The sequence below is a fragment of the Rhizobacter sp. Root1221 genome (assembly GCF_001425785.1).
In the GTDB taxonomy this organism is placed as follows: domain Bacteria; phylum Pseudomonadota; class Gammaproteobacteria; order Burkholderiales; family Burkholderiaceae_C; genus Rhizobacter.
This window is the reverse complement of sequence record NZ_LMDI01000031.1, coordinates 37,676-58,796: the sequence shown is the minus strand read 5'-3', so window position 1 is coordinate 58,796 and position 21,121 is coordinate 37,676. Positions and strand designations below refer to the sequence as shown.

Genomic DNA, 21,121 nt, shown 5'->3' with positions numbered 1-21,121 from the left:
CTGATGCTGGAGGAGCAGGGCGAGCGGATGGAAGGATCGCTGAACTACGCGACCGACCTGTTCGACCGCGACACGGTCGAGCGTTGGGCGGGGCATTTCATCGCGCTGCTGCAGGCGATGGTGCGCGACGAGGGCCGGCCGGTGGGCGCGCTGCCGCTGCTGCACGACGAGCAGCGCCAGGCGGTGCTGCACGGCTTCAACCGCACCGAGGCGGCTTACCCGCAAGACCGTGCGATCCACGAGTTGTTCGAGCAGCAGGCACGGCGCGAYCCCGGTGCGCTGGCCGTGAGCGACGGCCGCGTGAGCCTGAGCTACGGCGAGCTGAACGCACGGGCCAACCAACTGGCCCATGCGCTGCGCGCGCAAGGCGTGGGCCCCGACCGGCTCGTGGCGATCTGCATGGCGCGCCAATCGGAGCTGCTGGTGGCCCTGCTGGGCGTGCTGAAGGCCGGGGGCGCCTACGTGCCGCTGGACCCGGCGTATCCGGCGCAGCGTCTGTCCGACATGCTGTCCGATGCGAAGCCGCTGGTGGTGCTGACACAAGGCCGCTTGAAGGCGAGGTTGCCGGCKTGCGATGCCCAGGTGATCGCGCTCGACGACGAGTGGCCCCGGATCRCCTCGCATCCGCTGCACGACATCCCGGCCGATTCGATCGGCCTGRGGCCGTCGCACCTGGCCTACGTGATCTTCACCTCGGGTTCCACGGGGCAGCCCAAGGGTGTGATGGTCGAGCACCGGTCGATCGTCAACTACGCCAGCTTCATCGTGCAGCGCATGGGCATCGCCGAAGGCAGCGGCTCGCTGGTGTTCACCGCGTTCAACTTCGACCTGACGCTGACCGGCGTGTACCCGCCGCTGYTGTGCGGGCGGGCGGTGCGGTTGTGCGCCGAGGGCAGCGACGCGAGTCAATGGCGCGAAGCGCTGGTGCAGGGCMGGCAGCTGTCGCCGGTCAAGYTGACGCCGTCGCACCTGGCGCTGCTGCGCCAGGCGCTGCCGGCCGATCAGGTCGAGGGCCGCATCGGCACGCTGGTGCTCGGCGGCGAGGCGCTGAAGGGGGAGCAGCTGCGCTGGTGGCGCGAGCATGCACCGCGGATGCGCATCTTCAACCACTACGGGCCGACGGAGGCAACCGTGGGTTGCATCGTGCACGAGGTGGACCAGGTACAGGACGGCCCGGTGCCCATTGGCCGGCCGATCGCCAACATGCGGGCCTACGTGCTCGATGCACAACGCCAGCCGGTGCCCGTGGGCGTGGTGGCGGAGCTCTACCTGGCCGGCGCCGGCATTGCACGCGGCTACCTGAACCGGGAAGAACTCACCGCGGAGCGCTTCGTCGAAGACCCGTTCCATGGCGGCCGGATGTACCGCACGGGCGACCTGGCGAGGTGGCGAGCCGACGGCCAGATCGACTACCTGGGCCGCAACGACCACCAGGTGAAGCTCAGGGGCTTCCGGGTCGAGCTGGGCGAGATCGAGGCGGCGCTGTGCCGGCACGAGGCGGTGGGGCAGGCGGCGGTGATCGCGCGGGAGGATCGGAGCGAGCCGAAGCTGGTGGCCTACATCGTCGCGAAACCAGGCGCGCAGGGCGAGCCGGCCCGGTTGCGCGAGCACCTGAAGGGCTTGTTGCCCGAGCACCAGATTCCAGCGGCGATCGTGCTGATCGACAGCCTGCCGCTGACGGCCAACGGCAAGCTCGACCGCGGGGCATTGCCCGCGCCGCAGCAGGAGGCCTACGCCTCGGCCGAATACGAGGCGCCGCACGAGGGCATCGAGCAGACGCTGGCGCGGATCTGGCAAGAGCTGCTGGGCGTCGAACGCCTGGGCCGCCACGACAACTTCTTCGACCTCGGCGGCCATTCGCTGCTGNATCGAGCAGACGCTGGCGCGGATCTGGCAAGAGCTGCTGGGCGTCGAACGCCTGGGCCGCCACGACAACTTCTTCGACCTCGGCGGCCATTCGCTGCTGATCATGCAGATGATGGAGCGCCTGAGGCTGGCCGGCTGGCGCGGTGATGCGCGCAGCATCTACCAGGCGTCGACACTGTCGGCGCTGGCCGCCGGGCTGGTGCCGCTGCTGCCGGCCGACGACCAGGCGGCGGTACTGCCGGCACTCCCCAGCGCACAGCTCGCCCTGCTTGCCGAGGCCGTGCCCGGCGGCGCGGCCAACATCCAGGACGCCTATCCGCTCGCGCCGCTGCAGGAAGGCCTGCTGTTCCACCACCTTCTGAAGCCGCGGGGCGATGCCTACGTGTCGCCCGTGCTGGTGGCGGTGGACGGCCGTGACCGGCTCGACACCTGGATCGCCGCGTTCCAGCAGATGGTCGACCGCCACGACATCCTGCGCACGGCCTTCTTCTGGGAAGGCCTGCCGTCGCCGTTGCAGGTGGTGCTGAAGCAGGCCACGCTGCCCGTCGAGGAATTCCAGCTCGACCCGTCGCGCGACCTGCGCGCGCAACTCGACGAGGAAATGGCCACCCGGCACCTGCACGTCGACGTGCGCCGGGCGCCCCTGCTGCGCCTGCGCATCGCACGCGACCCTCGATCGGCGCGCTGGTTCGTGGTGGTGCTGCAGCATCACCTGACCAGCGACCACGTGTCGTTGCAGATCCTGCGCGAGGAGGTGCTGGCCTGCCTGCAGGGCCGCGGCCACGCATTGCCAGCGCCGGTGCCATACCGCGGCTTCGTCGCCCATGCGCTGGCCCGCCGCGGCGAGGCGGAGGCCGAGGCCTTCTTCCGCAACCGGCTGGCCGATGTGGACGAGCCGACGCTGATGTTCGGGCTGGGCGACGTGCAGGGTGACGGCCGCCGCGTACGCCGCAGCCGCCGCGCACTGCCCGCTGCGCTGCACGACCAGGTGCGCGCCGCGGCGCGCCGCATGGGCGTGCCGCCGGCCGCGCTGTTCCACCTGGCCTGGGCCCTCGTCGTTGGCCGCACCAGCGGCCGCGACGACGTGGTGTTCGGCAGCGTGCTGTCAGGCCGGCTGCAGGGCGCGGCGCGGGCCGACCGCGCGGTGGGCCTGTTCATCAACACCTTGCCGTTGCGGGTGAGGCTGAACGGAGTCACCACGGCGGCGGCGCTGAAGGGCATGCGCGACGAGTTGGGGCAACTGCTGCGTTTCGAGCAGGCCCCGCTCGCGCTGGCGCAGCGTTGCAGCGGCCTGGCCGGCGGTTCACCGCTGTTCTCTGCACTGTTCAACTACCGCCACGGCAGTGGCGATGCCGAAGGCGCCACGGTCGAAGGCGTCGAGCTGCTGGAGGTGCGCGAGCAAACCAGCTACCCGGTCACGCTGTCGGTGGACGACACCGGAACCGGCTTCATGCTGGGCGCGCAGACCGATGTGATGGTCGATGCGGGCCGCGTGATCGCCTACCTCGAGACCGCGCTGCAGGCGCTGGTGCAGCAGCTGGCGACCGCGCCCGACGCGCCGCTGGCCGCGATCGACGTGCTGCCCGCCGATGAGCGCGAGCTCCTGCTGCGCGGCTTCAACGGCCCGCTCGAGGCGATGCCCGGCGAGGCGCTCGTGCACCGGTTGTTCGAGGCCCAGGCCGCGCGCCATCCCGAGGGCATTGCGCTGATGGTCGGCGAGCGGCGCATCAGCTACCGCGCGCTCAACGCCATGGCCAACCGGCTGGCGCTGCGGCTGCGCCAGGCCGGCGTGGCCCCCGACGGCTTCGTCGCGCTGTGCGCCGACCGCAGCGCCGAGTTGATCGTGGGGCTGCTGGCCACGCTGAAGGCGGGGGGGGCCTACCTTCCAATGGACCCGGCCTATCCGGCCGAGCGGCTGTCGTACATGCTGGCCGATGCCCGGCCTCCGGTGTTGCTGACGCAGGCCCACCTGCGCGACCGGCTGCCGCCGACCGAGGCACGGGTGATCGCGATCGACACCGCCGACGAAGGCGCCGACCCTGGCAATCCCGACCCCGCCGCCATCGGCCTGCACGCGCGGCACCTGGCCTATGTGATCTATACCTCGGGCTCCACTGGCGTGCCCAAGGGCGTGATCTCGCCGCATTCGGCTGCCGTCAACCGCCTGCAGGCGCAGCGCCAGATCGCGGCCTTCCGCCCCGGCGACGTGGCCTGCCAGAAGACTGCGATCGGTTTCGTCGACTCGGTTTACGAGACCTTGGGTCCGCTGGTGCACGGCTGCCCGCTCGTCATTGCGCCCGAGCTCGTGGCCAAGGACCCGCAGGCGCTGGTCAGCCTGATCGAGCGTGAGCGGGTCTCACGACTGATCGCGGTGCCCTCGCTGGCCCGCGCGCTGCTGGACCTGCCGCGCATCGGCGAGCGCTTGCGGCGGCTGCACAGCTGGACGCTGGGCGGCGAAACGCTCACGCCGCAGTTGTTGCGCGAGCTGCGCGCCACGTTGCCAGGCTGCGACTTCATCAACATCTACGGCTGCTCCGAGGCCTCCGCCGACTCCACCTGGCACGTGGGCCGCGAGCACGAGGGTACCCATGTGTCGATGGGCTTTCCGCTGATCAACACCCAGCTCTATGTGCTCGACCACCGAAGCCGGCCGGCGCCGTTGGGCGCGGTCGGCGAAATCTTCATCGGCGGCGCCGGCGTCACCTGCGGCTACCTGAACCGGCCCGACATGACGGCCGAACGCTTCCTGCCGCATCCGTTCGGCGCTGCGGCCGATGCCCGGGTCTACAAGACCGGCGACCTGGGCCGCTGGGGTGAGGACGGCCGGCTCGAATACCTGGGCCGCGCCGACCACCAGATCAAGATCCGCGGCAACCGCATCGAACCCGGCGAGATCGAGGCGCGGCTGGCGTTGCATCCGCGGGTGGGCCGGGTGGCGGTGGTGCCCCGCGACGACCTGGCCGTCGGCGAACGCCGGCTGGCGGCCTACGTGGTCCCCAGGGGCGGCGAGGCCCTCGATGTGGACGACCTGCGCCGCCACCTGCGTGCGGCGCTGCCCGAATTCATGATGCCGGCGGCCTTCGTGGTGCTGGAGGCCTTGCCGCTCACGCCGAGCGGCAAGCTGGATCGCATGCAGTTGCCGGTGCCCGCTGCCGGCCAGGCGCTGCGCGGCCGCCATGAACCGCCGCAGGGCGCGGTGGAGGCGCAACTCGCGCAGCTGTGGCAGGAGCTGCTGGGCGTCGAGCAGGTGGGCCGGCACGACAGCTTCTTCGACCTCGGCGGCCATTCGCTGGTGGCCGTTCGGCTGATGAGCCGGCTGCAGGCGCTGGGACTGGGCGTGTCGCTGTCGCTGCTGATGTCGCGGCCCACCGTCAAGGGCCTTGCCGATGCGGTGCTGTCGGGCCAGTGTGGCCGCGCTGATGAAGGCGCCGTGCCATTGCGCACCGGCGGCGAGGGCCGCCCGCTGTTCCTGGCTCACGAGGTCAGCGGCGAGGCCTTGCCCTACCTGGAGCTGTCGCGCCTGCTCGACGGCGGCCACCCGGTCCATGGCCTGCAGACACTGGATCTCGATGCCCTGGGCGAGCCGGTGTCGATGGAGGCGCTGGCAGCGCGGCACGTGAATACCATCCGCCGGCTGCAGCCGCAGGGTCCCTATCGCCTCGCCGGCTGGTCGTTCGGTGGCATGCTGGCCTGCGCCATCGCCGACCAGCTGCTGGGCCAGGGAGAGGCGGTGGAATTCCTTGGCCTGATCGACACGCATCTGAGCGCACCCGGCCTGCGCACGCCGCGCACCGTGGACGAAGTGCGGCTGCTGATGACGTACCTGCGTGGTGTGCTGCCCGACGTGCCTGACGGCGAGCAGCAGGCGCTGGCTGCGCTCGGTGACGTGGGCGCCATCCTGCAGCGCTGCCGCCAAGCCGGGCACCTGCCGGCCGAACTGCAGGAGGCCGAGGTCCGTTCGCGCCTGGCCACGCTGGGCCGCCTCATCGCCGCCGGCGAGCGCTACCGGCCACCTGCGCAGCTGCCGCCGCTGCACCTTTTCTCCGCCGGGCACGAAGACCCATCCTGCGGCTGGGCCGAGTTCGCCCGCGGGCGGCTGGCGGTGCAGGTGATCGGGGGCGACCACTGGACCATCATGCAGCGGCCGCACGTGCAGAAGCTGGCGCAGGCCTTGTCGCAAGCGCTGGCCCGGACGGGCGCTGTGCACCGGTCCGGGCACGCGGCGGTGCAGGCATGACGCGCGGCTGGCGCACCCTGCTGGTGATGGCGACGGCGCTGTTGCTGGCCTTCGTCGGGCTGCGGGTGGTGGAGTTCGTGATCGCGATCTGGGTCTACGAGCACAGTGGCTCGATCAGCCAGTTCTCGCTTGTGTTCCTGCTGACCATCCTGCCGGCCATCGCGCTGTCGCCGCTGGGCGGCGTGCTGGCCGACCGCTGGAGCCGGCGCGCGGTGCTGGCGGGCACCACGCTGGGCGCTGCGTTGGCCTGCGCGGCGTTGGCCGCGGTCGCCGCCTCGGGCACTCTGCAGGTGTGGCAGGTCTACCTGTTCACGCTGGTCGCCTCCGGTTTCTCGGCGCTGCAATGGCCGGCGATCAGCGCCACGCTGGCCCTGCTGGTCGACAAGCCCGAGCTGCCGCGTGCCAACAGCCTGGTGCAACTGGCCTTCTCGGTCGCGCAGGTGGTGGCTCCGCTGCTGGGCGGCGTGCTGCTGCAGGCGGTGCAGCTGAGCGGCGTTCTGGTGTTCTGCATCGCGGCGCTGGGCGCGGCGGTGCTGGTGCTCGCGCTGCTGAGGCTACCTCGCGCGCCGGCCGACGAGGCCTCGTCGGCCCGGGCCGCCACGGGCATCGGCCTGGCCGACTTCCTGACCGGCTGGCGCTACATCGCGGCCCACCCGGCGCTGCTGGCACTGGCGCTGTTTGTCATCGCCAACACCTTCTTCATGGGCATGGTCACCGTGCTGGCCATTCCGATGATCCTCGGCTTTTCGTCGAAGGCGGTGCTGGGCACCATCCTCTCCACCGGTGGCGTGGGCATGGTTGCCGGCTGCCTGCTGATCGGCCTGCGCCGCCGCGCCGACCGGCTGGTGCAGCGCGTGGTGGCCTACCAGGTGGTGGCCGGGCTGGCGATGGTCAGCGTGTCGCTCACCGAGTCGGTCGCGCTGGTGATGGCCTCGGCCTTCGTCTACTTCTTCAGCCTCGCGATCGTCGGTGCCTACTACGACGCCATCTGGCAGGGCACGGTCGCGCCTGCGCTGCAAGGGCGGGTGCTGTCGGCGCGCAAGACCGCCACGCTGCTGTCGCAGCTGCTGGCCTACCTGAGTGCCGGGGTCGTGGCCCAGCAGTGGTTCGAGCCGCTGATGCGTGCCGACGGCTACCTTGGCGGCGGCCTCGTCGGCAACCTGCTCGGGAGCGGGCCGGGCCGCGGCATCGCACTGCTGTTCCTGCTGCTGGGCCTGGCCACCGTGCTGGCCTCGGGCCTGGCCTGGCGCTCGCCACATCTCGCTTCCCCATCCCGATGATCACCTCCCATTCCGCCAGGTTGATCGCCTCGCTCGACAAGCAGCTGGGCGACCCGCGCGATCCCGCTGCGCCGGGCAGCCGCGAACGCGCGCTGCACGACGACGAGCAAGCGGCCTTTCCCCAGACGCTGTACACGGCGCTCGACGCCTGGGGCCTGCACCACCACTACGTGCCGCGCCGCCTCGGCGGGCAATTCCATTCTTTCGAGGAACTGCTGGCGCTGACCCGCGTGGTCGCGCAGCGCGACCTCACGGCCGCGATCGCCCATGCAGCGGTGTTCCTCGGCTCGGCGCCGGTATGGCTGGGCGGCAGCGACGACCAGCAGCGCCGGCTGGCCCGGCTGGTGCTTGACGGCGGCGCGGTGGCCTTCGGCCTCACCGAGGAGGCGCACGGCAGCGACATCCTGGCCAGCGACACGCACGCCCGGCTTGCCGACGATGGCGGCTTCGTGATCGACGGCCGCAAATGGCTGATCAACAACGCCAGCCGCAGCACCGCTGCGCTGGTGTTCGCCCGCACCAGGCCCGAGGGCGGGCCGCGCGGCTTTGGCCTCTTCCTGCTCGACAAGCGAGCGCTGGACCCGGGCAGCTTCGCACCGTTGCCCAAGCTGGCCACCCATGGCATCCGAGGTGCCGACATCAGCGGCTTCACGCTGCGCGCGGCCCGGGTGCCCGAGTCGGCGTTGGTCGGTCCGGCCGGCGGCGGGTTGGACCTGGCACTGAAGACGCTGCAAGTCACCCGCACGCTGTGCGCCGCGCTGGCGCTGGGCTCGGCGCAGTCGGCACTGAAGCTCACGCTCGACTTCGCGCTAGGCCGCCAGCTCTACGGCCGCTCGATGCTGACGCTGCCGGCGGTGCGCCTGGCCTTGGTGGAATCGTTTGTCGACCTGCTGGTGTGCGACGCGGTGGGTCGCGTGGCGGCGCGTGGGCTGCACGTGGCGCCGGAGCAGTTCAGCAGCTGGTCGGCCGTGGTCAAGTATTTCGTGCCGGCCACGCTGGAGCAGGCGGTGCGGCGACTGGCTGGCGTGATGGGCGCGCGCCATTTCCTGCGCCAGGGGCCGGAGGGCCTGTTCCAGAAGGTGCTGCGCGACAACGCGCTGATCGGCATGTTCGACGGCAGCGCGGCGGTGAACCTCCAGTCGATTGCGGCGCAGCTGCCGTTCCTGCTGAAGGCGGGCGAGGGCGGCGAGGACCCGCGACGAGCCTCGCTCTTCGACCTGTCGGCGAATCTGCCGGCTTTCGATGCGAGCCGGTTGGCCCTGTTCGACCATGGCGCCGACCTGGTTGTGGGCGCGCCGCCGCCGGCCGGCATGCCGGCGTCGGCCGCGCCGCTGCTGGCGCAGGAGGCCGAGGCGCTCGCGGCATTGCGGCGCGAAGTGGCTGCCTTGCGGGATCAGCCCGGCGCGATGAAGGCCTCGGCCGCGATGTTCCGTCATGCCCGCGCCTACTGCGACCGCCATGCTGCGGCAGCCTGCACGCAGCTGTGGGCCGCCAACGCGCCGCGGCTCGACCCGTTGGTCACCGACGGCCACGCGCTGGTACTCGCGCTGCGCCGCCTGTCAGGCCTGCCGCTGGACGAGGGCAATGCCTCGTTCGCGCCGGTGTACGAGACGATGCTCGAATGGCACCGTCGGGGAGGGGCGGCGCTGGGGTTCTCCCATTTTTAGAGAAAAACGCTGACGCGAAAGGGGTTTTGTGCTTCTTCCTTCGGGGCCGTCTGCATGGGTGGCGCCCGGGTTCATCCGGAGGGCATCAACGTGCGACAGGTTCATCATTCACCTCTCAACACCGGGAGACGTTGATGGCGAAGATCGAGAAGACCGCTCACGAAATCCACGATGAAGTTTCGCGGCTGGTCCATGAAATTCCTGCGGTGCTGGAGGATGGCGAGGCCGTCCAGGTGGGTTTTCCCATCCGCCTCGACGAGGGTGGCGGCGGCCCCAACTGGACCATCGAAAACGTCGCGAACGGGCGTGCCTACCTGACCGCCATCCGCGAGGTCATCACCGAGGCGCAGCAGCGCCTCGACCTGAAGTAGAACCTGAAACAAGAACAGGCGCCTCGGCGCCTGTTCTCGCAGGGAAGTCTGCCGCGCCAGGGGGTCACCCCGCGCGGCCCCCGTTCATTTTTCCAGCGCCGCGCGACCCGCGTCGGTGACCCCACGGATCACCGCGACAGTGTGTTGCCCGGCGTTGTACCGGCCCTTGGCCGACGAATCGACGACGGCGTCCAGCCAGCCTCGCGCCAGGAATTTCTTGACGTACTGGATGGTGGCGCCGTGCGTGACGGTCTTGGGAAATGGGCCGGCCGCGAGTTGGGCGAAGATGTTCTTTTCCATGGTGGATTCCTGCAGTGAACCCCGAGTGTCCCTCGGAAATGCCTCGGCAGGCTGAACGGCCGAGACTGGTTCTTGCCGGAGTGGAACGGGGGTCGCCAGGATGCGGTGCGGTGGACGTGCAGGAATACCTGCACTGCGGGCATGCGGGCCGCTGATGAGGTATAGCTTGATCCTGGCAACCGGAGGCAGGCCCCGGGGCCGCCTAGCGAAAGGATGCACCATGGACGACGACAACGACGACGACGAGGTTCGCGCCAATGACATGGCGCGGTTGACGCAATTGCTGCAGGACCGGGGCATCGAGGCACCGGAAGAATTCCAGGCACTGCAGCAGCGTTATGTCGACGGCGAGGCCGACCTCGACGAGGTGGGCGAGGCCCTCGACGCCCTTTGCGACGAAGAAGAGCACGCGGAAAGCACCACGGGCTCGTCGTAACAGGCGCCGCCTTGAAGTCACGCCAGCGTCGCGCTGTCGCTCGCCGCGGGCCTGTCCGCGTCCGTTACGCCGTGTCCCGCCGGGGCACGCTGGCCAGCAGGGCCTCCAGCTGTTCGAACGCCACCGGCTTGGTCAGGTGCTCGTCGAACCCGGTCACGAGGGTGGCCTGGCGGTCGGCCTGGCGGCCGTACCCGGTCATCGCCACCACGAGCAGGCCGGCATCGAAGCGGGTGCGCAGCTGCTTGGCCACGTCGAAGCCGTTCATGTCCGGCATGTTGAGGTCGAGCAGCACGACGTCGGGGCGGAAGGTGCCGGCCAGGGTCAGGCCATCGGCGCCGCTGTAGGCGCCGCGGGCGTCGTGGCCGAGGAGGGACAGCACTTCCACCATCGAATCGGTGGAGTCGCGGTTGTCGTCGATCACGAGCACGCGCCGGCCCGACGTTTCGCTGCGCGTCTCGGGGGCCAGGGCGATCGGGGCCGACCCGGCCGGCGCTGGCAACAGCATCGAAAACGTGGTGCCCTGCCCAGGCCCGCCGCTGCTGGCCGTGAGGTTGCCCCCGTGCAGTTCGACGATCCGGCGCGCGAGGCTCAGGCCGATGCCGAGCCCGCTGTCCTCCGGGTGCCTGGCCACCGGCTCCCGCGAGAAAAGCCGGAAGATGCGTTCGCTGGCATCGGGCAACAGGCCTATGCCGTTGTCGGTGACGGTGACCTGGAAGGCCGTCCCCTGCCGCAGGCCCGCAACGCGGATCCTGCCGCCGTCCGGCGTGTAGCGCGTCGCGTTGGTCAGCAGGTTCTGGATCGCCTGCGCCAGCCGGACGGTGTCGCCCAGGATGCCTACCGGTTGCTCGGGCAGGGTCAGTTCGAGCGTCTGGTGTTTCCCGTTCATTTGCGGCCGGACCGACTCGACACTGCTGCGTATCACCTCGCACACGTCCACCCAGGCCTTGACGAGCGAGATCCTGCCGGTGGTGATGCGCGCGACGTCGAGCAGGTCGTCCACCAGGCGGGTCAGGTGCTGGGTCTGGCGGCCGATGAGGTGGCGCATGTCCGCCATGTCGGGGGGCAGGTCGTCGCGCAGCGCCATGATCTCGACCGCATTGCGCAGCGGCGCGAGCGGGTTGCGCAGCTCGTGCGCCAGCGTCGCGAGGAACTCTTCCATGCGCCGGCTCGATTTCTCGAGTTCAGCCCACCGGTGTTGCTCGGAGAGGTCCCGCGTCACCTTGGCGAAACCGCGCAGCGTGCCGTCGGCATCGAGCACCCGGGTGATGGTGACGTTGGCCCAGAACACCTGGCCGTCCTTGCGCACGCGCCGCCCTTCCGCTTGCGCGCGGCCCGTGCGCCGGGCCAGCAACAGCTCCCGTTCGGGCAGCCCGGCGGCAATGTCCTCCGCGGTGAAGAACATCGTGAAGTGGTGCCCGATCACGTCGGCCGCCGCGTAGCCCTTGATGCGTTCAGCGCCCGCGTTCCACGTGAGCACCTCGCCTGTGGGCGACAGCATGAAGATCGCGCAGTCATCGACGGCATCCACCAGGAGCCGCAGTTGCGCCTCGCTCTGGCGGAGTTCTTCCTCGTGGCGGCGCCGTTCGCTGAGGTCGCGGGTGACCTTGGCAAAACCCTGCAACCGGCCGGCGCCGTCGCGCAGGGCGGTGATGATCACGCTGGCCCAGAAACGCTGGCCGTCCTTGCGGATGCGCCAGCCTTCGTCCTCGAACCGGCCCAGTGACGTGGCGCGCCTCAATTCCTCGGCGGGCCAGCCGCGGGCGACGGCCTCGTCCGGATAGAAGACCTCGAAGTGCTGGCCGATGATCTCGCGGGCCGTGTACCCCTTGAGCCGCTCGGCGCCGGCGTTCCAGGTGCGCACGGTGCCGTCGGGGTCGAGCATGAAGATGGCGTAGTCCTGGACACTGTCGACGAGCAGCCGGAACCGCTCGTCGCCGATCTCGCTGATCGGTCGATGGTCGGGCACGGAAGTCGGCTGTCCGATGGCCATTCACGGCTCCATTCGTGCGTCGCGGTTGACGGGCCCGCGGCGGGCGTCCCGAGGGTCGGTCGCCCTCGGGGCCAGTGTAAGCGCGCGGGGCGTCAGCGGTAGAACGCCTCGACCGTGCCTTTCAGCTTGATCATCATCGGCTGCCCCTTGCGGTCGAGCGTGCGGCCGGCGGGTACCCGGACCCAGCCTTCGCTGATGCAGTACTCCTCGACGTCGAAGCGCTCCTTGCCGTTGAGCCGGATGCCGATCTCGCGTTCGAAGACGGCGGGGACGTGGTGGGGGCTGCGCGGATCGACGGAGAGGCGATCGGGCATGGGGGGCAGGGAGGAGGTGTCGCTCATGGGGCTTCGGGGTCGGGGGATCGGTCGGAATCCGATTTTCCCGGATTTCTGGCCGACCCGGCGTCACCCTTGCGTTTCGACGTACGCGAGGCCCGCCATGCGGGCGCAGGCCACGGCTTCCTCGACGGTGGGAAAGTAGTCCAGGTCGATGAAACGCTGGGCACGGGTGCGCTTGCCGCCGAGCGAGGTGACGACGGTCCGGGCCTGGTAGTGCCCGCCGGCGAGCGGGTGCGCCGTCGCGGTGATCATGAAGTCGCCCACAAAGAGCCGTTCGACCTGGTGTGGAAGAAGCTTGCCGGTGCTCATGACGCAGGAAAGGAAAACGTGCATTCTTGCGGCCGCCGGATGCCGGCTCAAGGTGCCGGCCCCTCGTGGCCCCGCTGCTTGAGAGTTCGTGCACGAAAGTCGTGGTCGCCGCGCGGCCTGTGGGGGTAGGGATGGCGCCGCGCTCGACACAGGATCAGAATGCCCCGATGCCGTTCAGCCAATGCGCCCACTTCGTGCCGCGCCGGGCCGCGCTCCGGGCGGTGCGGGCATGAACATCGTTCTGGTCGAGGACTCGGTCGCGATGCAGCGGGTGTTCCTGCACTACCTGGAGCGCATCCCGAACGCGTCGATCAACGGCATCGCCGCCACGGAAGACACCGGCATCGAGCTGATCCGCCGGATGCTGCCCGATGTGGTGCTGCTGGACCTGTCGCTGGCGCAAGGCAGTGGCCTCAACCTGCTCGCCCGGTGCCGGTCCGAAGGGCACCGTTGCCAGGTGATGGTGCTCACCAACCTCGCCATGGATTCGTACCGGACCCGGTGCCTGGAACTGGGCGCCGCCGGTTTCTACGACAAGGCCTCGGAGGTGGACCTGCTGATGGCCCGGCTCACGGCGTGGGATGCCGGACCGGTGGCCGTGCACCAAACGTCCTGACCGGCAGGATGGTTCAGGCGCGCAAGCGCGCGAGCACCTGGCCCAGTTCCTCCACCGTGTGCTGCTTGTGCATCAGCGCACGCACGCCCGCTTGCAACGCGTCGCGGGTCATCTGCTCCGTGACGTTGCCTGAGCTGATGACGATGGGCAGGCCGGGGCGGATGGCGAGCAGGTGCCCGGCCAGTTGCAGGCCCGATTGCCCGGGCATGTCGAAGTCGGTGACGACCATGTCGAAGGCCGACGGGTCCCCGCGCACCAGGGCCAGCGCGGCCGCGGCCCCGTCGCACACCGTGGCCCGGTACCCGAGCCGGCCCAGCAGGCGCATCACGTCGTCGTCGTCCACGTAGAGCACGTGCTGGCCGGTCCCCTGTGGCACCTGCGGCTGAGGCGCCAGGGCGGATGCCGCCGGGCCGGGCTCGCACAGGGGCAGGTGGATTTCGACGCAGGTGCCCAGGCCCACCTGGCTCGTCACCTCGATACTGCCGCCATGGGCGCCCACGATGCCGTGCACCACGGCCAGTCCGAGGCCGGTGCCCTGGCCCGCTGGCTTCGTGGTGAAAAACGGTTCGAAGATGCGCGCAACGGTGGCGTCGTCCATGCCGTGGCCGTCGTCATGCACCCACAGCCGGGCGTACCGGCCGGGCACCACCCTGCGGTGTTCGGCGGCAGCACCCGCGAGCGCCACCGGCGCCGTGCCCACCGTGATGGTGCCGGGGGCGCCGTGCAAGGCATGCAGGGCGTTGGTGCACAGGTTCAGCACGACCTGCCCGATCTGGGCTGCGTCCGCGTGGACGTGGCAGGGGGTGGCAGACAGGTCCGATGCCAGTCTCACGCCATGGGGCAGCGTGGCGCGCAGCAATTCCAGGCTTTCCGTCACCAGGTCGTTGAGGCCGGTGACGGCCAGCACCGCCGGTTGACGCCGCGCGAAGCTGAGGATTTGCTGCACCAGCTCCCGGCCCCGTCTTCCGCCCACCTGGATCTGGCGCAGGTGGGCCGCGGTGGCCGATGCGGTGGACGCTTCGAGTGCCAGCGTGGCGTTGCCGAGGATGCCCGCGAGCACGTTGTTGAAGTCGTGCGCGATGCCGCCCGCGAGCACACCCAGCGACTCCATCTTCTGCGCGTGCCGGAGCTGTTCCGCCATCGCGCGCTGCGCGGCCTCGCCGGCTTTGCGCACGGAGATGTCGCGGATGCACGCGGCAAACACGCGCTGGCCATCGACATCCATGTCGCTGAAACTGACCTCGATGGGGAACTCGCTGCCGTCGGCATGCAGGCCCACGACCTCGGTGGCGCGCCAGTCGATGCGCCGCTCGCCGGTGTCGAGGTACCGCTGGAAGCCGCGCCGGTGCGGCTCGCGCAGGTACTCTGGCTGGATCACGGCGAGGTGTTCGCCGAGCAGCGATTCGGGCGTGTGACCGAACACCTGTTCGACGGCCGGATTGACGAATTGGATGCGGCTGCGTTCGTCGAGCATGATGACCACGTCGAGGGTGGTCTGCCACAGCAGGCGGAACCGGTTCTCGACGGCCTTCAGCCGGCGCTGGGCCGTGCGGGTTTCGGTGCTGTCGTGACGGTGCACGTCGGCCAGCGCCGTTTCCGAATGCTGCAGGGCCTGGGCGAGCCGGGCGTTGTGGTCGGCCTGTTCCTGGCGTACCAGGCGGTCATGGTGTTGTTCGAGTACACCCGTGGCCATGGCCGACAGGTCGGCCAGCAGGGCGCGTTCGGCCGGTCCGAGCGGCCGGGCCACGCGGTCCATGACCCACAGCATGCCCACGGTGGCACCGCCGAAGGTGACTGGTTGCCCGGCGCCGAACGCCAGGCCGTCGCCATGGAACGTGCACGCACCGGTGGTGGCAGGCCACACGCGCGGCACTGGCCAGGCGCTGCCGTCCCAACCCACGTGCGAGGCGATCCAGGGCCGTTCCGCGTCCCCCAGGGCCAGCAGCACGATGGGGGCCGCCAGCGAGGCAGCCGCCAGGCGGGTGAGGGCGTCGAACGCGGCATCGGGGGTGTCGCGGTTGAGCTGGAGCCTCTCGAGGAGCCTGTCCCGGTGGGCCTGATCGGTGGCGGGGGCGGTGACTGACATCGGGGCGTACTTCTGCGCGGGCCGTGGGGTTTAGCGTTATCGACATGATCGGCTGTTGCTTGAGGCATTTGGGCGGGGGCAAGCCCTAGAATTCCCCGCTTTTTGCAACGGAAGTGGGCTGAGCGATGTGGGCGACCTGGCGGGCTGGGGTGTTGTTGTGTGTGCTGGCGGCAGCTTTGCCGGCACGGGCGGGTGTCGAAGGAGCCGGGGCCTCCTTCCCGTCGCAGGTGTACGCCAGGTGGGCGACGACCTGACGCGGGGCACCGGGTTCGCGCCGCTGCCGGTCACGCTGCAGTCGCGCCTGGCCGCGCGGTTCATGGCCGTCAAGCCGCAGGACGGCAAGGCGCCGGACTACCTGACGAAGTGACCGATGGCCTGATGGCCTACGCCGGTTCGGGCACCGCAGGAGGTGCGCTGCCCCGGGGGGTTCACCTAAGCTGGAGGTTTCACCAGGAGGACCTCATGCTTCGACAGCCCAAGCCACGGAGGCACCCTTGAAGAACCTGTGCTGCGAACAATGCGGTGTGCGGGTTTTCTTCGAGAACGTGCTGTGCGAGGCCTGCGGGGCGGCGCTCGGATTCGAGCCCGGCGAACTCCACATGGCGGCGTTCAACGTGCAGCCCGATGGGGCCTGGCTGCGGGTCCATGGTGACGCGGCTGGCTGGCGGCCCTGTGCGAACTACGTGACGGCCGGCGTGTGCAACTGGATGGTGGCGGCGCACGACCCCAACCCCCTGTGTGTGTCGTGCCGCACCACGCAGGTCTTGCCCGGGCTCGGCAAACCCGAGAACCTGGCGTACTGGACCCGCATCGAGCAGGCCAAGCGCCGCCTCTTCTACAACCTGCTGTCGCTCGGCCTGCCGGTGCCCAGCCGGGCGGAGGATCCCGAACATGGCGTGTCGTTCCAGTTCCTCGAGCAGTTCGAACCCGCGGCGTGGGTGATGACCGGCCACGACAGCGGCGTCATCACGCTCAACATCGCGGAGGCCGACGACGCCCACCGAGAGCAGACGCGCACCCACCTGCACGAGCCGTACCGCACGCTGCTCGGGCACTTTCGCCACGAGATCGGCCACTACTACTGGGACCGCCTGGTCGCCGGCACCGAGTGGCTCGAACCGTTCCGCGAACTGTTCGGCGATGAGCGGCAGGACTACGCAGGTGCCCTGGCGTCCCACTACGCTGCGCCGCGCCCGGATTGGCAGCAGCAATTCGTCAGTGCCTACGCCAGTTCGCACCCCTGGGAGGACTGGGCCGAGTGCTGGGCGCACTACATGCACATCCAGGCCGGACTGGAAACCGCGTCCGCCTGGGGGCTGCGCCTCGACCAGGCGGTGCCGGGCGGACCCTCGGTGCAGGCCCATCCCGTGCCCCGCGGCGAGGTGGACATGGCCCATGTGCTGATCGAACAGTGGCTGCCGGTCTCGCAGTTCGCCAACGCGATGGCGCGCAGCCTCGGCAACCAGGACAACTACCCGTTCGTGATGCCGGAGCCGGTGGTCCGCAAGCTCGACTTCCTGCACCGTGTGGTGATGGCCGGCGTGAGCGGGACGGTGCCGGCAAACTTCCTGCCCCCACCGCAGGAAGCGGCGGAGGCCGAATGCCTGCACGACGCGCCGTCGCTGCACGACGCGTGATGCCACCGCCGCGTCCGGGCGCTCGTGGGCCGATAGGCCACTTGTCCGACACGGATTGATGCCACCTCCCTACGCGGTTTGCGCCGGTGCGATCGGATCATGTCTGCTCCACGTCACTCCCTCCCACTACCAAGGAGCCGCCATGACCGCAGCCAAGAAGTCCCCCCCGAAGTCCGCCAAGGCGCCGTCCCATGCATCGAAGGGGGCGGCCGCGAACGATGCCATCAAGCTGCTGACGGCCGACCACGCCGCGGTCAAGGCCCTGTTCAAGCAGTACGACAAGCTCGTGAAGGCCGAGGCGAGCGACGACGAGAAGCAGGAGATCGCGCACACCATCTGCCAGATGGTGACCGTCCACGCGCAGATCGAGGAAGAGATCTTCTACCCGGCCGCGCGCGAGGTGCTCGATGAGCAGGACCTGGTGGACGAAGCCGACATCGAACACGCCAGCGCCAAGGACCTGATCGAGCAGATCCAGGCCTCCGACCCGAGCGACGACCACTTCGACGCGAAGATCAAGGTGCTCGGCGAGTACATCGACCACCACGTCCAGGAAGAGCAGAACGAACTCTTCAAGGAAGTGAAGAAGGCCGGCCTCGACACCGCCGCGGTGGGCGAGGAACTGGCCGCCCGCAAGGAAGAATTGATGGCGGCCACCGGTCTCGAGACCTCGGTGTGATCCCGTCGCCACCCGCGCCGCCAGTCGACAGTGACAGCGACTGGGTGGCGCGCGTGGCCGCACGCATCCTGCTGCAGGACCCTCGCCTCGACGAGCGCGAGGTGCGCCACATCGTGTCGAGCCTCGGCAAGTACCCCGACTGGCGCGCGCTTGAGCCGGACGCCGCGGCCGCCAAGGTCTTCCAGCCTCCCGAGTCGGGTTCAAGCCCCTGACCTGTCATCGTTCCCAACCTCTACGGAGAACGTGTCCATGCCCACCAAGAAGCCCGCCAAACCCACTCACGTGCCGCCGGCCACGGCGTACGCCCCCGACACGTCGCAGCCCCTGCAAGCCGTCGGATCGGTGCTTGCGAGCGTCTCGGGGCCTTCCACCGCGCTCGTGGACTGCGATGGTGCGGCCACGCTCCCCACCGAACCGCAGCAGCGGCTCGGCGGCAAGGTGGCCGGCACCCAGGCATTGGCCGCGGCCATTCCGTCCAACCCGCTGAAGCGGCTCGAACACGGCCTGGCCAATGGCCACTCTCCCCAGGCCGGCCTGCCGGTGACACCGCGCGACGCGCTGGACACGGCCAGCACCGTGACCGAGGACAACAACTCCGCCAAGCTCGGTGGCCCGGCACGGCCGGGAACGAACCCCAACAACGACCCGATGCAACGGGTGCGGGTCGATTCGGGCGGCCGGGTGCTCACCACCAACCAGGGCGTGGCGGTCTCCGACAACCAGAACTCGCTGAAGGCCGGGCTGCGCGGGCCGACGCTGCTGGAAGACTTCGTGCTGCGCGAGAAGATCACGCACTTCGACCACGAACGCATTCCGGAACGCATCGTCCACGCGCGTGGATCGGCCGCGCACGGCGTGTTCCAGTGCACCGAGCCACTGACCGAGTTCACGAAGGCCGCGCCGTTCGCGCAGGCTGGCAAGCAGACTCCCGTGTTCGTGCGCTTCTCCACCGTGGCCGGTGAACGCGGGTCGGCCGACACGGTGCGCGACGTGCGCGGCTTCGCGGTCAAGTTCTACACCGAACAAGGCAACTGGGACCTGGTGGGCAACAACATCCCGGTGTTTTTCATCCAGGACGCGATGAAGTTCCCCGACCTCGTGCATGCGCTCAAGCCCGAGCCGCACCACGCCATGCCGCAGGCGTCGAGCGCGCACGACACGTTCTGGGACTTCGTGTCGCTGATGCCCGAGTCGGCGCACATGCTGTTGTGGGTGATGTCCGACCGCGCCATCCCGCGCAGCTACCGCACGATGCAGGGGTTCGGTGTGCACACCTTCCGCCTCGTCAACGACCAGGGCGAAGCGGTGTTCGTCAAGTTCCACTGGACTCCGGTGGCCGGCACCCACTCGCTCGTGTGGGACGAGGCCGCGAAGATCACCGGCGCCGACCCGGACTTCCACCGGCGCGACCTGTGGGAGGCCATCGAGGCCGGCGACTACCCCGAGTGGGAACTGGGCGTGCAGGTGTTCAGCGACGTGCAGGCGGACGGTTTCACGTTCGACGTGCTCGACCCTACCAAACTCGTGCCTGAGGAACTGGTGCCCATCCGCCCCGTGGGCAAGCTCGTGCTGAACCGCAACCCCGACAACTTCTTCGCCGAGACCGAACAGGTGGCGTTCTGCGCGGCCCACGTGATCCCCGGCATCGACTTCTCGAACGACCCGCTGCTGCAAGGCCGCATCCACTCGTACGTGGACACGCAGCTGAGCCGCCTCGGTGGCCCCAACTTCCACGAGATTCCCATCAACGCGCCGATCACCCCGGTGCACAACAACCAGCGCGACGGCATGCACCGGCAGGCCATTGCCCGTGGGCGCGTGGCCTACGAACCGAACTCCCTCGGTGGGGGCTGCCCGTTCCAGGCCGGGAAGGTGGGCTTCGTCTCGTTTCCCGAGCCGGTGGCCGAGGACAAGGTGCGCGGCAAACCCGAGCGGTTCGCCGATCACTACTCCCAGGCGAAGTTGTTCTGGCGCAGCCAGGCGGCACCGGAGCAGAACCACATCATCGCGGCCTTCCGCTTCGAGCTGACCCGCGTGCAGACAGAGGCCGTGCGTGAACGGGTGATCTCGGTGCTGGCCCACATCGACGGCACGCTGGCCGCAGGGGTGGCGTCGGGCCTCGGCATCCCGGTGCCGCCGGCGCAGCCGCTGGCGCTCGATGCCGTGCCCGAATCGGAGGTGGCCGTGTCGCCGGGCCTGTCGTTGCTCAGCCGGCCGGGTGCCGGCAAACCCGCGGGGCGCAAGGTCGCGCTGCTCGTGGCGCCAGGGGTCGATGCCACGAGCCTCGTGCTGGCCCACGACACCCTCGTGGCCGCGGGCGCGGTGCCGCGTTACGTGGGGGGGCGCCTGGGCCGTGTCGATGCCGCGGGCGGGGAGGTCGTCCACGTGGAGGTGTCGCTCGAGGCGGCGCCGTCGGTGCTGTGGGACGGCGTGGTGGTGCCGGCCGGTGACGCCGTCGCCGCGCTCGCCGCAGCCGGCCAGGCCGTGGAATTCCTCAAGGACCAGTACCGCCACTGCAAACCGATCCTCGCACTCGGCGATGCGTCCGCATTGTTCGCGGCAGCCGGTGTCCCGGCCACGTTGCCCGATGGTTCACGCGACCCGGCGCAGTTCACCGGTGCCACGGCGGGCAAGGGCGGGGCGGTCGCCGCGTTCGTGGCCGCACTCGGTGCACACCGTGACTTCCGCCGCGAGGTGGATCCGCCGCGCCTGGGGCTCGCCGTCCCCCGCCCCCGCCACGGTGACCGCGGCGTGAGGGAACGGGTCGCCATGCGCGGCGAACGCGCGCACGCGCAACTCCAGCGGTCCGCCACGATCGCACTGGCGCGCCGCACGTCGGCCACGGTGGGGGCGACGATCAGCAGGTCCCATTCGTGCACCTGTGCGCAGTTTGCGGGAAGCGGTGCCATCAAACCGTGACATACCTGCCCGCGGGTTCAGATTTGTCGCGGCCCGATGTGTCAGGTGTAACGGCAAGCCCTACAATTCCCGCCATGCGTCCGCGAAACGGACCTAATGTCCTTGAGGGGGGAATGTCGATGCACGCAGATCTTGCGTTGCGAATGCTTGCGGAATTGTTCTGGACCGGGCTCATCGTGTGCCTCCCGGTGCTGGGACTGACCATGCTGGTGGGAGTGCTGATCAGCGTGCTGCAGGTTGTCACGCAAGTGCAGGAAATGTCATTGACGTTCGTGCCGAAGCTCGTGACCGCTGCCATCAGTTTGATCGTCTTCGGCCCCTGGATCCTCCGCACACTCGCCGCCTTCTCCACGCGACTCTGGTCCGGCATTCCGGCCATGTTCTGAGTGC

17 protein-coding genes and 1 pseudogene are annotated in these 21,121 nt (G+C 69.7%); 13 read left to right on the top strand and 5 right to left on the bottom strand.

Annotation, left to right across the window (positions count from 1 at the left end; genetic code table 11):
- Nucleotides 1-3 precede the first annotated feature (3 nt).
- The 5 genes and pseudogenes from ASC87_RS33850 to ASC87_RS20450 form a co-directional block, all read left to right on the top strand.
- Nucleotides 4-1,866 (top strand): annotated as a pseudogene (locus ASC87_RS33850) (amino acid adenylation domain-containing protein); the annotation flags it as partial.
- 1 nt (nucleotide 1,867) lies between these two features.
- On the top strand, nucleotides 1,868-6,103 hold a 4,236-nt coding region (locus ASC87_RS20465; protein ID WP_235582231.1), incomplete at its 5' end, for an amino acid adenylation domain-containing protein.
- Entirely contained in the window at nucleotides 6,100-7,383 is a 1,284-nt protein-coding gene (locus ASC87_RS20460) for an MFS transporter (RefSeq protein ID WP_056666521.1), read from the top strand. The genes ASC87_RS20465 and ASC87_RS20460, both read left to right, overlap by 4 nt.
- The gene (locus ASC87_RS20455; RefSeq protein ID WP_082568800.1) at nucleotides 7,380-9,050 is read left to right on the top strand and encodes an acyl-CoA dehydrogenase; all 1,671 of its coding nucleotides are present in this window, start codon (nucleotides 7,380-7,382) and stop codon (nucleotides 9,048-9,050) included. The genes ASC87_RS20460 and ASC87_RS20455 overlap by 4 nt, the downstream gene beginning before the upstream one ends.
- A 134-nt stretch (nucleotides 9,051-9,184) precedes the next feature.
- Complete coding sequence (locus ASC87_RS20450) at nucleotides 9,185-9,421, top strand: hypothetical protein (protein WP_056666516.1); 237 nt, start codon at nucleotides 9,185-9,187, stop codon at nucleotides 9,419-9,421.
- A gap of 84 nt (nucleotides 9,422-9,505) precedes the next feature.
- On the opposite strand, the gene ASC87_RS20445 is transcribed toward ASC87_RS20450, so the two are convergent.
- The gene (locus tag ASC87_RS20445; protein WP_056666513.1) at nucleotides 9,506-9,721 is read right to left on the bottom strand and encodes a hypothetical protein; all 216 of its coding nucleotides are present in this window, start codon (nucleotides 9,719-9,721) and stop codon (nucleotides 9,506-9,508) included.
- Between the two features lie 220 nt (nucleotides 9,722-9,941).
- On the opposite strand from ASC87_RS20445, the gene ASC87_RS20440 reads away from it, so the two are divergent.
- A complete protein-coding gene (locus tag ASC87_RS20440; RefSeq protein WP_056666511.1) occupies nucleotides 9,942-10,157 on the top strand; it encodes a hypothetical protein in 216 nt (71 codons plus the stop codon).
- A 64-nt stretch (nucleotides 10,158-10,221) separates the two neighbouring features.
- Here ASC87_RS20440 and ASC87_RS20435 read toward each other — a convergent pair whose 3' ends face one another.
- From ASC87_RS20435 to ASC87_RS20425, 3 genes are all read right to left on the bottom strand, one after another.
- Nucleotides 10,222-12,147, bottom strand: coding sequence for a PAS domain S-box protein (locus tag ASC87_RS20435; protein ID WP_235582230.1), 1,926 nt, complete (start codon nucleotides 12,145-12,147; stop codon nucleotides 10,222-10,224).
- A 92-nt stretch (nucleotides 12,148-12,239) separates the two neighbouring features.
- Entirely contained in the window at nucleotides 12,240-12,488 is a 249-nt protein-coding gene (locus ASC87_RS20430; protein ID WP_056666508.1) for a DUF3297 family protein, read from the bottom strand.
- Between the two features lie 63 nt (nucleotides 12,489-12,551).
- A complete protein-coding gene (locus ASC87_RS20425) occupies nucleotides 12,552-12,794 on the bottom strand; it encodes a hypothetical protein (RefSeq protein WP_056666505.1) in 243 nt (80 codons plus the stop codon).
- 229 nt (nucleotides 12,795-13,023) lie between these two features.
- Between ASC87_RS20425 and ASC87_RS20420 the strand changes: the two genes are divergently transcribed.
- A complete protein-coding gene (locus ASC87_RS20420; protein ID WP_162255187.1) occupies nucleotides 13,024-13,410 on the top strand; it encodes a response regulator transcription factor in 387 nt (128 codons plus the stop codon).
- Between the two features lie 13 nt (nucleotides 13,411-13,423).
- On the opposite strand, the gene ASC87_RS20415 is transcribed toward ASC87_RS20420, so the two are convergent.
- Nucleotides 13,424-15,496 carry a PAS domain-containing sensor histidine kinase gene (locus ASC87_RS20415; protein ID WP_056666499.1) on the bottom strand — a complete coding sequence of 691 codons (2,073 nt, stop codon included), beginning with the start codon at nucleotides 15,494-15,496 and terminating at the stop codon, nucleotides 13,424-13,426.
- 238 nt (nucleotides 15,497-15,734) lie between these two features.
- Between ASC87_RS20415 and ASC87_RS33525 the strand changes: the two genes are divergently transcribed.
- From ASC87_RS33525 to ASC87_RS20390, 6 genes are all read left to right on the top strand, one after another.
- The gene (locus tag ASC87_RS33525; protein ID WP_255359063.1) at nucleotides 15,735-15,863 is read left to right on the top strand and encodes a hypothetical protein; all 129 of its coding nucleotides are present in this window, start codon (nucleotides 15,735-15,737) and stop codon (nucleotides 15,861-15,863) included.
- 127 nt (nucleotides 15,864-15,990) lie between these two features.
- On the top strand, nucleotides 15,991-17,133 hold the full coding sequence (locus tag ASC87_RS20410; protein WP_056666496.1) for a putative zinc-binding metallopeptidase: 1,143 nt from the start codon (nucleotides 15,991-15,993) through the stop codon (nucleotides 17,131-17,133).
- Between the two features lie 142 nt (nucleotides 17,134-17,275).
- Nucleotides 17,276-17,812, top strand: coding sequence for a hemerythrin domain-containing protein (locus tag ASC87_RS20405; RefSeq protein ID WP_056666493.1), 537 nt, complete (start codon nucleotides 17,276-17,278; stop codon nucleotides 17,810-17,812).
- Entirely contained in the window at nucleotides 17,809-18,024 is a 216-nt protein-coding gene (locus ASC87_RS20400; RefSeq protein WP_056666490.1) for a hypothetical protein, read from the top strand. Before ASC87_RS20405 ends, ASC87_RS20400 begins: the two co-directional genes overlap by 4 nt.
- 37 nt (nucleotides 18,025-18,061) lie before the next feature.
- Nucleotides 18,062-20,731, top strand: a complete 2,670-nt coding sequence (locus ASC87_RS20395) for a catalase (RefSeq protein ID WP_082568799.1) — start codon at nucleotides 18,062-18,064, stop codon at nucleotides 20,729-20,731.
- A 119-nt stretch (nucleotides 20,732-20,850) separates the two neighbouring features.
- On the top strand, nucleotides 20,851-21,117 hold the full coding sequence (locus tag ASC87_RS20390) for a flagellar biosynthetic protein FliQ (protein WP_056666538.1): 267 nt from the start codon (nucleotides 20,851-20,853) through the stop codon (nucleotides 21,115-21,117).
- Nucleotides 21,118-21,121 lie beyond the last annotated feature (4 nt).

What these genes read in the sequence shown, in the direction of transcription:
- ASC87_RS20460 (WP_056666521.1), top strand. Translation starts at nt 6,100, where the DNA reads ATGACGCGCGGCTGGCGCACCCTGCTGGTGATGGCGACGGCGCTGTTG.
- ASC87_RS20455 (WP_082568800.1), top strand. Translation starts at nt 7,380, where the DNA reads ATGATCACCTCCCATTCCGCCAGGTTGATCGCCTCGCTCGACAAGCAG.
- ASC87_RS20450 (WP_056666516.1), top strand. Translation starts at nt 9,185, where the DNA reads ATGGCGAAGATCGAGAAGACCGCTCACGAAATCCACGATGAAGTTTCG.
- ASC87_RS20445 (WP_056666513.1), bottom strand. Translation starts at nt 9,721, where the DNA reads ATGGAAAAGAACATCTTCGCCCAACTCGCGGCCGGCCCATTTCCCAAG.
- ASC87_RS20440 (WP_056666511.1), top strand. Translation starts at nt 9,942, where the DNA reads ATGGACGACGACAACGACGACGACGAGGTTCGCGCCAATGACATGGCG.
- ASC87_RS20435 (WP_235582230.1), bottom strand. Translation starts at nt 12,147, where the DNA reads ATGGCCATCGGACAGCCGACTTCCGTGCCCGACCATCGACCGATCAGC.
- ASC87_RS20430 (WP_056666508.1), bottom strand. Translation starts at nt 12,488, where the DNA reads ATGAGCGACACCTCCTCCCTGCCCCCCATGCCCGATCGCCTCTCCGTC.
- ASC87_RS20425 (WP_056666505.1), bottom strand. Translation starts at nt 12,794, where the DNA reads ATGAGCACCGGCAAGCTTCTTCCACACCAGGTCGAACGGCTCTTTGTG.
- ASC87_RS20420 (WP_162255187.1), top strand. Translation starts at nt 13,024, where the DNA reads ATGAACATCGTTCTGGTCGAGGACTCGGTCGCGATGCAGCGGGTGTTC.
- ASC87_RS20415 (WP_056666499.1), bottom strand. Translation starts at nt 15,496, where the DNA reads ATGTCAGTCACCGCCCCCGCCACCGATCAGGCCCACCGGGACAGGCTC.
- ASC87_RS20405 (WP_056666493.1), top strand. Translation starts at nt 17,276, where the DNA reads ATGACCGCAGCCAAGAAGTCCCCCCCGAAGTCCGCCAAGGCGCCGTCC.
- ASC87_RS20395 (WP_082568799.1), top strand. Translation starts at nt 18,062, where the DNA reads ATGCCCACCAAGAAGCCCGCCAAACCCACTCACGTGCCGCCGGCCACG.
- ASC87_RS20390 (WP_056666538.1), top strand. Translation starts at nt 20,851, where the DNA reads ATGCACGCAGATCTTGCGTTGCGAATGCTTGCGGAATTGTTCTGGACC.